Below are 12,149 nucleotides of genomic sequence, written 5' to 3'. Positions count from 1 at the left end.
TCAGGCACCGATGGAGACGGCATCCCGGGGCCGCAGCAACTGGTGCTCCGGCTCGGGCTCCTGCGCGGGATCGATCTGGCCCCAGGCGCTGGCCAGGTCGGCCAGCAGCTTGTCCACTTCGAGCAGGCGCGCGCCGTCGTTGTGCAGGTTGGCGAGCATGAGCTGGCGCGCCATGTATTCGTAGAGGGCGTCGAGGTTGGCCGCCAGGTCCTCGCCCGCGGTGTGGTCGAGCGAGGCGCGCAGGCCGCTTTCGATGATCTCGATGGCCTTGGAGATGGCCATGCCCTTGTCGGCGATTTTGCCCGCCTCCATGTGGAAGCGGGCACGGGCGATCGCCGCGCGCGCGCCGTCGAACAGCATGACGATAAGCCGGTGCGGCGAGGCGCTCATGGCGCCGGTCTGGACGCCGACACTGGCGTAGGCGTTGGCGGCGGTGCGTGCGTACATGGCGATCCCTAGGTTTGAAGCAGTGTAGGCAATGATTCCGGCGCGCTCAGCTCGACGATGATCCGCTCATCGAGGCGAACTGCTGCGTCAGGTAGTTCTTGGTGGACGTCATCTGCGCCATGATGGTGTCGAGCTGCTGGAACTGGGCGCGGTATTGTGCCATCGTCGCGTCGATCTGGTTCGACATGTTGGTGTAGTCGTTGCCCAGCGACTTGAGCTGCGTGTTCACGCCGTTGGTGGCGGTGGTGAGCACGCCGTTGGTGGACGTGAAGCCGGCGGCCAGGCTGGCGAGCTGGTTGCCGTAGCCGGACTTGCCGTCGCTGCCGCTGAACAGCTGCTGCACGCCGGCGCGGTTGCTGGTCAGCGCCGCGTTCAGCTTGGAGGTGTCCAGCGACATGCTGCCGTCGGCGTTGAAGCCGATGCCGACCTGCGTCAGGTTGATCGCGTTGCTGCCGGTCGGCGACGTGTTGAACACGCCGCGCAGCTGGCTCTCGATGGTGCGCACGGTGCTGTCGCCGAGCAGGGTGCCGGCGGTGTTGGTGTCGGCATCGTAGCTGTCGAGCTTGGCGACGGTGCTTTGCAGCGTGTTGTAGGCGGTGACGAAGCTCTGCACGGCGCTGGCCATCGACGAGGTGTCGGTGCTCACGCCGACCGTGCTGGAGCCCAGCGAGGACAGCGTCATGGTCACGCCCGGCACCGCGCCCTGCACGGTATTGCTCGCGCTGGTGATGGGAAGGCCGTTGACGGTCAGCTTGGCGTCGACCGCCTTGATGTTTTCCGTCATGGCCTTGGTGCCGGCCGGGTCGTACGACAGCAGGTTGCTGATGGTGCTCGGGTCGCCGGTGCCGTTGCTGCCCACCGAGATGCGCATGCTGGACTTGGCGCCGGTGGTGTTGGAGGTCAGCACGATGTGGTACGGCGTGCCGCTGCCGTCGTTGACGATGCTGGCCGTGACGCCGGCGTTCGAGGCGTTGATCGCGTCGCGGATGCCGGTGAGCGTGTTGTTGGTGCCGTTGATGTTGATCGTGGTGGGCGTGCCGCTGCCCGGCGTGAAGGTGCCGTCGGCGGCGGTGGTGCCGAGTTCGATCTTGATGCTGGCGCTGCCCAGCAGCTGGCCGGTGGCGTCGGTGATGCCGCTGGACACCAGTGTCTGCGAGGTGGCGAGCTGCGTCACGTTGACGGCGTAGTTGCCGGCCACCGCGGTCTTGTCCGCGCTGGTGGTCAGCACGCCGGTGTTGCTCGACGACGTGGTGGTGCTGTTGTAGAGGCCGGCGGCGCCCAGCGCGGAGGCGGCGGTCTGGAACGAAGCCAGCGCGCCTTGCAGCAGGCCGTAGGCGGACAGCTTGGTGGTGGCCGCGGTCTGCGCATCGGTGATCGGCTGCAGCTTGGTTTCCTCGCCCGACTGCAGGTTGTCCAGGAGGGTGCTGAGGTCCAGTCCGGAACCCACGCCAATCGACGAAATCGGTGAACTCATGATTGCTGCCTGTGTTGTCTTGTTCGAGGAGGAAAGACTGCTGGCCGCCTTATGCGGTCTGGTGGATCAGCAGGCCTTGCAGCCTGTCGATGGCGCGCGTGATGCGCAAGACTTCTTCGGAAGGGAACTGGCGGATGGTGTCGCCGGTGGACTTGTCCACCACCGTGGTCACGATCTGGTGGGTGTCGCCGTCGATGCTGAAGCGCACTTCCACCGGCGTGGCGCGCAGCGCCTCGGTCAGGCTGGTGAGAGCGCTGGCCAGTTCCTTCGAGCTTTCGGCATGGGCCTTGTCCGCCGGCGCCTTGCCTGCCGCGATGGCGCCCGACAGGCTTCCCGCCGCCGCGCCTCCCGGAGCCGCGGCACCCGCGGCGGAAAGGGTGGCGGGCAACGGCGCGGCGGGCAACTTGGCTAGCTGTTCGGTCGGGCTGATCATGATTTGTCTCTCGCGAGGGACGGTCGGAGCAGCGAAGCTCCGGTGGAAACGCTTTCAGAGCGGAGACCGCTCTGGAAGCATTCCCCGGGGCGCCGGGCCCGAAGGCCCGGCGCCGCCAGGTGCGCGGCTACTGTTGCGATTAACGCAGCAGCGACAGCACGTTCTGCGTGGTCTGGTTGGCCTGGGCCAGCACAGCGGTACCAGCTTGTTGCAGGATCTGGGCGCGCGACATGTTCGACACTTCCGTGGCGTAGTCAGCGTCCTGGATGCGCGAGCGCGAAGCGGACAGGTTGGTCACGGTCGAGCCCAGGTTCGAGATCACCGAGTTGAAGCGGTTCTGCACGGCACCCAGGGCGCTGCGCAGCTTGTCCACGGTGGCCAGGGCCTTGTCGATCGAGTCGAGCGGGTTGGAGCTGCCCACGCCGGTGAATTCGGTGCTGGCGGTGGTGGCGCCTTGGGTGCTCAGTTCGATCTGCGTGGCGTTGGAGATCGTGGTGGCGGTGGAGCCGCCGTTGGCCAGCACGGCTTGGCCGGCCGTGTCCAGGGCGTAGTTCTTGCCGCCTTGGGTCACGTAGGCGACGGCGTTGCCGCCGGAGTCGGCGCCGACCTTGACCAGCTGGGCGGCGATGCCGCTGCCGGTGTTGCCGTTGGCTGCGTCGCCGACGCTGATGTCGGCGGTGTTCAGCGTGACAGCGCCGGTAGCCGAGTCAACCGAAGCGGCGTAGTAGTCGCTGCCGAACTTGACGACGTAGTTGGCGGTGGCGTTGCCGGCCGTGTCCAGCACGTTGCTCAGTTGCAGGTCGCTGGCGCTGACGGTGCCGCCGGTGGCGGTCGACAGCGAGGTGGCGGCGGCGCTCAGGTCCACGGCGTTCGGAGCCGAACCCGTGCCGGTCACGACGGTGGTGATCGGGGCGCTGGTCGGCAGCGAATTCTTGGCAACCGTGAAGCCGGTCATGCCCAGGGTGTTCGTGCTGATTTCCTTCAGGTCGATCGAGATGGTCTGGCCGTCTTGCGCGCCGACTTGCACCTTCAGCGACGAAGCAGCCGACGACAGCACCTTGACGCCGTTGAAGTCGGTTTGTTGCGACGTGCGGTCGATTTCAGCCAGACGCTGGGTGATTTCGTCCTGGATCGATTGCAGGTCCGAAGCCGAGTTGGAGCCCGTTGCGGCTTGCACGGCCAGGGTACGGATGGCTTGCAGGTTGTTGTTGACTTCGGTCAGCGCGCCTTCGGTGGTTTGCGACAGCGAGATGCCGTCGTTGGCGTTGCGCTGAGCTTGGCCCAGGCCGTTGATGTTGGCGGTGAAACGGTTGGCGATCGCCTGGCCCGCTGCGTCGTCCTTGGCGCTGTTGATACGCAGGCCCGAAGACAGACGCTGAATCGCGCTGTTCAGCGACGATTGCGACGAGTTCAGGTTGTTCTGCGTCATCAGGGACAACGTGTTGGTATTGATGACCATCGACATGGTACGACTCCTATTCTTTTACAGTGAGTTGTGCAATCCGGCTGTTGCCGCAACGTTGGCTGCCTGGCAATGCAGGGCGAGAAGTGCCACCGTTGTTTGGGTTATCGGTTGGGGCCGGGAAAGATTTAGAGTGACTTTTGCGATGGACTCAAACTGTCTGCCTATTTGTCCGCGCTAATAGTAAACAGGGAGTAAACAGGGCGGCGCGCGCGTGGATCAACGCGCTCAGCGCCGCTTGCGCGTGCGCGGGATATACAGGCTGACGAATTCCGGCGAGCTTTCGGCGCCCGGCACGCTGGCCATGGCTTCGGGCGCGTGGGCCGGGGTGATGACGGCGATGGCGTGCTTGTAGACGACCTGCGGCAGGGGATCGTCCGGTCCTCCGGCGAGCAATACCATATAGTTGTCGGCGGCCACGATCACGCCATGCAGGCGGGTGCCGCTGGACAGGTGCACGACCACGGGCTTCCGGCTCGCGCTGTGGGTGGACAACTGCTGGTGCTGCAGCTTCCGGCTAGGGCGGTCCACCCTGTTTTCCTTCTTGTTCACAACTTCTCCGGAAGAGCCCGCGCGGGTTCTGTCGGCTGGCAGGGATTCGATGACCAGGCCTGGACAACTGGGGTGTGACGCACTGCTGAGCGCGGGCTGCGGCCTGACCTGGGCGGAACTGGAAATGAAACATCCGCTCTCGGGGTCGGCCTCGGGGCTGGCTGCATGGAGCACCGCCGGTAGCGACTGATACGCTGGAGGCTGGTCCGATGCTGCCCCGCAATCGGTGGCGAGCGCCGCCGCCGGAAGAGAAAGGGAATACTTCAGGGGCGAGGGTAACAAAATTTTACAAATATGGACGGTTGGGGAGCGCGCCGGCACTAGAGGTTTTCCTCTAATAAAACGATTGCATCACAATGGCCGAATGTGGATTCATGCACACTTGCGCGGCAAATCCCAACACTGTCCGGGTTGCAGCCCCCGGTGCAACATGAGGTTTGCGCAGCCTCACGCAGCCCTGGCCTGCCCTCTCGGTGTCCTTCCGTGCCGCTCATGCGCCACTTGCATGGCGAAGCCGGCACTTTCCTATCAGAGATATCCCTGATAGAAATTGGATTTACACCTCATGTAAGCAGGTTTATATTCGCTAGTGAACCTTTCGGTTCCTAGCAGTCCTGGAAAGCCTACGAGCACCCCGCGCGTGGGCTTCTTTTTTTGTGCGCCCACTGTATTGTCGGCAGCGCCCGGCCGGAAGTACCGGTGGCTGCCTTTCCGACGTGCCTGCCATCATTAGACGACAGGACGCCCGCTGTCAATTCTCCGAATTGCCCCTCTTTTCCCCTGTATATCTCCGCTAACCACGGCGTTTTCGGCTTTATTTCTGCAAAACGCAGAAATGTACTCAAGCTTGGGCGGCGCCGGCCGTTAAGGTCTGCGATGCGGCGTCGGTCCGGAGGTCTGCCCGGCACAAGGCGCCGCGCGCGGGATGAAAAGCAAAAAAGGAGCGGGAAGATGCGTTGGTTGCGAAACTTTGGCATTGGGGCGCGCCTGACTGTGGCGTTTTCGGTCGTGGCGCTGTTGCTGGTGGCGGTTGCCGTGCTGGGGGCGATGTCCCTCCGGACCATGAACGAATCGATGCGCCTGACGGTGGAGGGGCGGCTGTTCCGCGTGATGGACATCGAGCGCGTCAAGCAGGACGCGCTGTGGGTCGGCATCCTGGTGCGCGACGCCACCCTGAACGAGGACCCGGTCGCGGTGCGCCGCAACGCCGAGAAGATCGGCGCGCTGCGCGAGGACATGAGCACCACGCTGGACGCGCTCGGCAAATGGATCGCCAAGGCTTCCTCGCCGGCGGTGCAGGAAAACTACGAGCGCCTGACCGTGGCCCGCAACGCCTATAACGGCCAGCTCGACATGGTGCTGCGCCAGCTGCAGGGCGGCGAGTTCGACGGCGCCCGCAGCGCCATGGTGGCCACGCTGCCGGCGGCCCAGGCGCCTTATTTCGACAAGCTGACCGAACTGGCCGAAGGCGGCCGCAAGGTGGCCGTCGCCGCGGTGGACGAGGCCAACGCCAGCTACGAGATGGCGCGCAACCTGCTGGTGGCGCTGGCCGCCGTGGCGGTGGCGCTGGCCGCCGCGCTGGGCATCGGCATCACGCGCTCGATCACGGGCCCGGCGCGCCAGGCGCTCGAAGCCGCCCAGGCGCTGGCGCAGGGCAACCTGACCTACACCGTCAAGGCGCGCAGCAACGATGAGATGGGCCGCATGCTGGGCGCGCTGGAGCGCGCCTTCGGCCAGCTCGCCTCGCTGGTGCACGGCATCCAGGGCGCCTCGCGCTCGATCGACGGCGCTACCCGCGAGATCGCCAGCGGCAATACCGACCTTTCCCAGCGCACCGAGGAGCAGGCCGCCTCGCTCGAGCAGACCGCGGCTTCGATGGAGCAGCTCACCTCCACGGTCAGGCAGAACGCCGCCAATGCGCGCCACGCCAACGAACTGGCCGTCAGCGCCTCGGGCGTGGCCACCGAAGGCGGGCGCGCGGTGCGCGGCGTGGTGGAGACCATGCAGAACATCTCGCAGTCGTCGGCCAAGGTGGCGGAGATCGTGGGCGTGATCGAGGGCATTGCCTTCCAGACCAATATCCTGGCGCTCAACGCCGCGGTGGAAGCCGCGCGCGCCGGCGAGCAGGGCCGCGGCTTCAGCGTGGTGGCGGCCGAGGTGCGCAGCCTGGCGCAGCGCTCGGCGTCGGCCGCCAAGGAAATCGGCCAGCTCATCAATGGCTCGGTGGGGCAGGTGGCCCACGGCGCCAGGCAGGTCGAGGATGCCGGGCGCACCATGGACGACATCGTCGGCGCGGTCAAGCGCGTGACCGACATCATGGGCGAGATCGCCGCGGCGAGCGAAGAGCAGTCCTCCGGCATCGAGCAGGTCAACCGCGCCATCACCCAGATGGAAAGCGTGACGCAGCAGAACGCGGCGCTGGTGGAGGAAGCCGCCGCCGCCGCCGAGAGCCTGCAGCAGCAGGCCGCGGGCCTGGTGGACGAAGTGTCCCGCTTCCAGGTGACCCCGGAACAGACCGACGTCGCGCGCCCGGCACCGGCGCGCCCGGCCGCGCCTGCCGCTGTCACGGCCGCTGCCGCGGCGGTGCGCAAGCCCGCCGCGCGCGCCCCGGCGGCGCGGCCGGAAGCCCGTGCGGCAACCGCTCGCCCGGCCGCTCGCCCGGCCGCCCGCGCCAAGAGCCAGGCGCCGCTGCGCGCGGTGGCGTCCGCGCCCGCCGCGTCGGAGCCGGCCGAGGCGCCCCGCGCGGCGCCCGCCGCCGCTCCCGCCCCCGCCAGGCCGGTTGCCCGCGCGGCGGCTCCGGCTCCGGCCAAGGTGGCGGCTCCGCTTGCCGCCGCGGGCGGCACCCGCGCGCCGGTGCTGCCGAGCAAGGCCCGCGCGCCGGTGGTGCGCCTGGGACGCGAGCCGGTGCTGTCGGCCAAGTCGCTTCCCGCGCGCCCGGCCAAGGCCGCCGCACCCGCCCCGGCGCGCCGCGCGCCGCGCGCCGTGGCCGCCGGCAACCTGGCCGTGGCCAACGGCGACTGGGAGTCTTTCTGACGCGCCCGCGGCGCCGCTCGCGAAAGCGGGCGGCAAGGCTGCCGGAAGGGCGCCCGGATGCGGTGAAAGCGTGCTGAAAGGGCAATGAAAGGGCCCTGAAAGGGCGGCGAGGGAAGGCCGGCAGTGGCCGGGAAGCCGCCGAAAAAGGGCGCTGCAAGGCGGCGGGCTTCGGCCTACAATATGCCCCTTGTATACAAAAAACAGAGATGAGCGAGGCCCCCCAGCCTCCCAATCGATGTCCTTTCCTGCGTTTCCCTCCTCCCGCCCGCCCATGCCCGCCGCCTCCCAGACGTCGTTCCCGCCGGTTTCCGCCTTTCCCCCTTCCCTGACTGCTGCCGTAGCGGCCGCCGCCGCGCCTCCCCCGCAAGGCGCGGCCGAGCCGCGCGGCGGCGGCGCGCCCGCTCCGCTCGCCACCCCGCCCGTGCCCGTCATGCAGGTCATCTTCGGCATCATGCTGGCGATGTTCCTGGGCGCGCTGGAGCAGTCGATCGTGGCCGTGGTACTGCCCGAGATCGCGCTGCAGCTCAATGGCTTCGAGGTGATGGCGTGGGTGGTGTCGGCCTACCTGGTGGCCTCCACCGTGGTCACGCCGATCTACGGCAAGCTGTCCGACCTGCTCGGGCGGCGCTCCGTGCTGTCCTTCGCCATCGTGCTGTTCTTCCTGGCCTCGGTGGCGTGCGCGCTGGCGCAGACCATGCCCCAGCTGATCATCGCGCGCATCCTCCAGGGCCTCGGCGGCGGCGGGCTGATCTCGGTGTCGCAGGCCACCATCGCCGACGTGGTGCCGCTGCGCGACCGCGGCCGCTACCAGGGCTACGTGAGCGGCGTGTGGGCCGTGGCCAGCATGGCCGGGCCGGTGATCGGCGGCTACCTGGCGCACTACCTGTCGTGGCGCTGGATCTTCTGGATCAACCTGCCGCTGGCCGTGCTCGCGCTGGTGGTGGTGCGCCGCGCGCTCAAGCACCTGCCCGCGGGCGGGCGCCGCCATCGCATCGACTACCTCGGCGCGGTGCTGTTCGGCGGCGGCCTGACCGGCGTGCTGGTGTTCCTTACCCGCCTGGGGCAGGGCCAGTCGCCGCTGGCGCCGCAGACGCTGGGCCTGCTGCTGGCCGGCCTGGTCGCGCTGGCGCTGTTCGTGTGGCAGGAAGGCCGCGCGGCCGATCCGATGATCCCGCTGGCCATGCTGCGCGTGCCCACGGTGACGATCTGCTGCATCACGCTGTTCCTGTGCTTCTTCCAGCTCATCTCCATGTCGGTGCTGTTGCCGCTGCGCTTCCAGGTGGTGGGCGGCGCGCAGGCCGACAGCGCCGCGCTGCGGCTGGTGCCGCTGACGCTGGCCATCCCGTTCGGCGCCTTCATCTCGGGCCGGCTGATGTCCTGGAGCGGGCGCTACAAGCCGCTGCAGCTGACCGGCTCGCTGGTCGCGCCGCTGGCCATCGTGGCGCTGGCCTTCGTCGATCCGCACGCGGTGGCGCTGACCGCGCTGGTGATGGTCGTGCTCGGCCTGTCGATCGGGCTGCAACTGCCCAGCGGGCTGGTGGCGACCCAGAACGCGGTGCCGGCCCAGCAGGTCGGCGTGGCCACCGCGCTGACGGCGTTCTCGCGCATGCTGGGCGGGGCGGTGGGGGTGGCGGTGCTGACCACGGTCCTGATCGGGCTGCTGCGCCATGGCGGCATGGGCGTGGCCGACCTGTCCGGCGGCGAAGACATCCTCATGAGCATGTTCCACCGCGTCATGGTGGGCAGCAACGCGGCCGACGCCGGCGCCGTGCGCGCCGCCGCGGAGACGGCGTTCCGCATCCTGTTCGTGTTCAGCGCGGCGGTGTCGCTGGTGGCGCCGTTCCTGGTGGCGCGCCTGCCCGAGGCGACCCTGCGCGGCAGCAAGACCGCCACGGTGGCGGCCAGCCTCGACTGAGGGCGCGCGCCGATGGCCCGGCTTGCGCGCCTGGCCGGCGCTCATCGGGGCGCCGCGGGCATCGCGCTCTACGAGAGACGGCCCGAGTTCGCGCAACGGCCGTTCGGCCGCATCGACACCAGCGAGGCGGGTAGCGTGGTCGTCGCGCAGGCGGGGCCCCTTCCATGGATAGCCGTACTTGTCGTGGCCAGGAAATGAAATTCAACAAGATCCCGATCATCGACCTCCGGCGGCTGATCCTGCTGTTCGCGCTGGTGACCTCGCTCGTGACGCTGGCCAACAGCTTCTATGCCGCCTACCGGGTGCAGCGGGACGCGCTGGTCGCCAACGCCCAGGAAGCCAATCGCGCCTATGCGGCCAAGGTAGCGTCCAGCATCGACGAGTTCCTGCGCGTGGTCCAGCAGAAGCTGGCATACAGCGCCGGCCTGCTCGGCGACCATTTCGGCGATCCCGGTTTCGTGGCGGGCGAAGCGAGGCGGCTCAAGACGCAAGACCCCGATTTCAGTTCCGTCACCATTGCCGACGCCAGCGGCCGGGTCCTGGCCGCCATGCCGGACAGCCTGCGCATCGATGGCAAGACGCTGGCGTCGCCGGGCGTGGGCGAGGCGCTGCGCGGCCGCCGGCCCACCATCAGCAGCGCCTACAATTCGGCCGCCGGCAACCTGATCGTGTTTATCTCCCACCCGATCTGGAGCAAGACGGGCGAGTACCTCGGCTTCGTGGGCGGATCGATCTACCTCAAGGAGAAGACCGTCCTGAGCACCCTGATCGGCAACCACTTCTACCGCGATGCCACCTATGCCTACGTCGCGGACGGCAACCGCAGGCTGCTGTACCACCCGGATGCCGCGCGCGTGGGCGAGGTCATCGGCAAGAATCCGGCGGTGGAGGCGGCGTTGAAGGGAGAGAGCGGCGCCATGCCGCTGGTCAATTCGCAGGGGACCGAGATGCTGGCGGGCTACGCCGGCGTCCCCTCCGCCAACTGGGGCGTGGTGTCCCAGCAGCCGCGCAGCGCCACGCTGGGCGCGCTGCATGCGCTGATGCGCCAGATGGTGCTGGGCGCGGCCCCGCTGGGGATCGTGGGCCTGCTCACGATCTGGTGGCTCTCCCGCCTGATCACCCGCCCGCTGCAGCAGCTCGCGGAGAACGCCACCGCCATGGACAGCCTCGAAAGCACCGAGCGCATCCGCACGGTCGACTCCTGGTACATCGAGGCCGCCCACATCAAGCAGGCCCTGCTCAAGGGGATGGGGCTGATGCAGGAGAAGCTCAGCCGGCTCAGCAGCCAGGCGCACACCGATCCGCTCACGGGCCTGCTCAACCGCAGGGCGATGACGGAAGCCCTGGATCTCATGGAGGCGGCGCACCGGCCTTTTGCCATCGTCGCCTTCGACATCGATCATTTCAAGCGGGTAAACGACAGCTTCGGCCACGATGCGGGCGATCTCGTGCTGGCCACCGTGGCGCGGCTGCTGCGGCAATGCTCCAGGGAAGGCGACCTGGCTTGCCGGCAGGGTGGGGAGGAGTTCGCGCTGCTGTTGCCGGAGACGACCGTGGCCGACGCCGCGGAGGTGGGCGAACGCCTGCGGCAGCTGGTGCAGCAGACTGCCTTCGAGATCGTCGGCCACGTCACCATTTCGCTGGGCGTGGCCAGCTGGCCGGGCAGCGGCGCGCGCATCGCCGACGCCCTGAAGCGGGCCGACGACCTGATGTACCAGGCCAAGCAGGGCGGGCGGAACCGGCTGGCGCGCGACGCCGCCGGCTGACGGCGCGCGACTTCCGCATCGGTCTCCCGGCGGGGCGCCGGCGGCCGGCGCCGGCCCGGCTCAGGAGGTCGGCGCCAGCGTCACCGGCGCCGGCTTTTCGGCACGCCGCCGCGCGCGCGCCGCCAGCCCGCTGCCGAGCGCCCAGCGCAAGGTGGGCGCCAGCATGCGCATGCCCGCCAGCGACACCGGCAGGCGCAGCGCGGCGGCGCCGTGCAGGCCGAGCTCGCGCTGGGCCCAGCGCGGCAGCAGCGCGATGCCCGCGTCGCCCATGATGCGCACCGCCGGCACCAGCAGCGGGCTGGCGACCGGCATGGCCATCACCAGCCGCACCACTTCGTGGGTGCGCTCGCTGACCACCAGTTCGGGGCGCAGGCGCGCGAGGTAGGCGGCGACGGCGGCGGCGCTCCGCGGCACGCCGGTGGCGCCGAGCAGTTCGGCGATCTGCGCCACCTCGGCGTAGTAGCGGTCCTGGTCGGCCGGCGGCAGCGGGCCGACGTAGCGCAGGTAGGCGCCCAGGAAGCTCGATACCTCGGCCACGTGGACCCAGGTCAGCAGCGCCGGGTCGTCGGCCGCGTAGGGGCGGCCGTCGGGCGCGGTGCCCTTGACCATGGTATGGATGCGCCTGACGCGCTCGATCAGCGCCAGCGCGTCGGCGCGGCTGCCGTAGGTGGTGCCGGCGATGAACTGCGCGGTGCGGCCCAGCCGGCCCTGCATGTCGGTGCGGAAGGTGGAGTGGTCCCACACCCCGGCCAGCGCCAGCGGATGCAGGGTCTGCAGCAGCAGCGCGCTGACGCCGCCGGCCAGCATCGCCGGGAAATCCGCGTGGACCCGCCAGCAGACCGCGTCCGGGCCGAACAGGCCGGGGTCGCCGGGCGGGTTGTCGTAATCGAGGCTGAGGCCGGAGTTGCTGCGGGTGAGTCCGCGTACCTGCGCGCCCGCGCCGGCGCGCAGGCGGTCGAGCAGGCGCCGGGTCAGGGGAGCTGCCTCCGCGGGCGGCGGCGAGGATGGGGGCGTGCCGGGTTGCTGGCCTTGCGAGCCGTTCATGTGTCGCTGTCTGTCCTGGTCGG

10 protein-coding genes are annotated in these 12,149 nt (G+C 68.9%); 4 read left to right on the top strand and 6 right to left on the bottom strand.

The window, feature by feature from the left end:
- From fliS to ACKI2N_RS31645, 5 genes are all read right to left on the bottom strand, one after another.
- Window positions 1-447, bottom strand: a complete 447-nt coding sequence (fliS, locus tag ACKI2N_RS31665; RefSeq protein WP_420998383.1) for a flagellar export chaperone FliS — start codon at window positions 445-447, stop codon at window positions 1-3.
- A gap of 46 nt (window positions 448-493) precedes the next feature.
- Window positions 494-1,921 carry a flagellar filament capping protein FliD gene (fliD, locus tag ACKI2N_RS31660; RefSeq protein ID WP_420998384.1) on the bottom strand — a complete coding sequence of 476 codons (1,428 nt, stop codon included), beginning with the start codon at window positions 1,919-1,921 and terminating at the stop codon, window positions 494-496.
- Between the two features lie 49 nt (window positions 1,922-1,970).
- Window positions 1,971-2,354: a flagellar protein FlaG gene (locus tag ACKI2N_RS31655; RefSeq protein ID WP_420998385.1), complete on the bottom strand. Its 384-nt coding sequence runs from the start codon at window positions 2,352-2,354 to the stop codon at window positions 1,971-1,973.
- 139 nt (window positions 2,355-2,493) lie between these two features.
- The gene (locus tag ACKI2N_RS31650; RefSeq protein ID WP_420998386.1) at window positions 2,494-3,819 is read right to left on the bottom strand and encodes a FliC/FljB family flagellin; all 1,326 of its coding nucleotides are present in this window, start codon (window positions 3,817-3,819) and stop codon (window positions 2,494-2,496) included.
- A 225-nt stretch (window positions 3,820-4,044) separates the two neighbouring features.
- Window positions 4,045-4,368 (bottom strand): RNA chaperone Hfq, encoded by a 324-nt coding sequence (locus tag ACKI2N_RS31645; RefSeq protein WP_420998387.1) that lies wholly within the window; start codon window positions 4,366-4,368, stop codon window positions 4,045-4,047.
- Between the two features lie 951 nt (window positions 4,369-5,319).
- Between ACKI2N_RS31645 and ACKI2N_RS31640 the strand changes: the two genes are divergently transcribed.
- The 4 genes from ACKI2N_RS31640 (at window position 5,320) to ACKI2N_RS31625 (ending at window position 11,082) form a co-directional block, all read left to right on the top strand.
- A complete protein-coding gene (locus ACKI2N_RS31640; protein WP_426990874.1) occupies window positions 5,320-7,401 on the top strand; it encodes a methyl-accepting chemotaxis protein in 2,082 nt (693 codons plus the stop codon).
- Between the two features lie 430 nt (window positions 7,402-7,831).
- The gene (locus tag ACKI2N_RS31635; RefSeq protein WP_420992081.1) at window positions 7,832-9,316 is read left to right on the top strand and encodes an MDR family MFS transporter; all 1,485 of its coding nucleotides are present in this window, start codon (window positions 7,832-7,834) and stop codon (window positions 9,314-9,316) included.
- Window positions 9,317-9,328: 12 nt separating this feature from the next.
- A complete protein-coding gene (locus ACKI2N_RS31630; RefSeq protein ID WP_420992082.1) occupies window positions 9,329-9,514 on the top strand; it encodes a hypothetical protein in 186 nt (61 codons plus the stop codon).
- Complete coding sequence (locus ACKI2N_RS31625) at window positions 9,511-11,082, top strand: sensor domain-containing diguanylate cyclase (RefSeq protein WP_420992083.1); 1,572 nt, start codon at window positions 9,511-9,513, stop codon at window positions 11,080-11,082. The genes ACKI2N_RS31630 and ACKI2N_RS31625 overlap by 4 nt, the downstream gene beginning before the upstream one ends.
- Before the next feature lie 60 nt (window positions 11,083-11,142).
- Here ACKI2N_RS31625 and ACKI2N_RS31620 read toward each other — a convergent pair whose 3' ends face one another.
- Entirely contained in the window at window positions 11,143-12,126 is a 984-nt protein-coding gene (locus tag ACKI2N_RS31620; RefSeq protein ID WP_420992084.1) for an oxygenase MpaB family protein, read from the bottom strand.
- Window positions 12,127-12,149 lie beyond the last annotated feature (23 nt).

The sequence above is a fragment of the Cupriavidus sp. 30B13 genome, from assembly GCF_049059565.2.
GTDB lineage: Bacteria > Pseudomonadota > Gammaproteobacteria > Burkholderiales > Burkholderiaceae > Cupriavidus.
This window is presented reverse-complemented; position numbering and strand designations above follow the sequence as displayed.

Coding starts and splice junctions, on each gene's coding strand:
- ACKI2N_RS31640 (WP_426990874.1), top strand. CDS start 5,320: ATGCGTTGGTTGCGAAACTTTGGCATTGGGGCGCGCCTGACTGTGGCG.
- ACKI2N_RS31655 (WP_420998385.1), bottom strand. CDS start 2,354: ATGATCAGCCCGACCGAACAGCTAGCCAAGTTGCCCGCCGCGCCGTTG.
- fliS (WP_420998383.1), bottom strand. CDS start 447: ATGTACGCACGCACCGCCGCCAACGCCTACGCCAGTGTCGGCGTCCAG.
- ACKI2N_RS31620 (WP_420992084.1), bottom strand. CDS start 12,126: ATGAACGGCTCGCAAGGCCAGCAACCCGGCACGCCCCCATCCTCGCCG.
- ACKI2N_RS31635 (WP_420992081.1), top strand. CDS start 7,832: ATGCAGGTCATCTTCGGCATCATGCTGGCGATGTTCCTGGGCGCGCTG.
- ACKI2N_RS31625 (WP_420992083.1), top strand. CDS start 9,511: ATGAAATTCAACAAGATCCCGATCATCGACCTCCGGCGGCTGATCCTG.
- ACKI2N_RS31630 (WP_420992082.1), top strand. CDS start 9,329: ATGGCCCGGCTTGCGCGCCTGGCCGGCGCTCATCGGGGCGCCGCGGGC.
- ACKI2N_RS31650 (WP_420998386.1), bottom strand. CDS start 3,819: ATGTCGATGGTCATCAATACCAACACGTTGTCCCTGATGACGCAGAAC.
- fliD (WP_420998384.1), bottom strand. CDS start 1,921: ATGAGTTCACCGATTTCGTCGATTGGCGTGGGTTCCGGACTGGACCTC.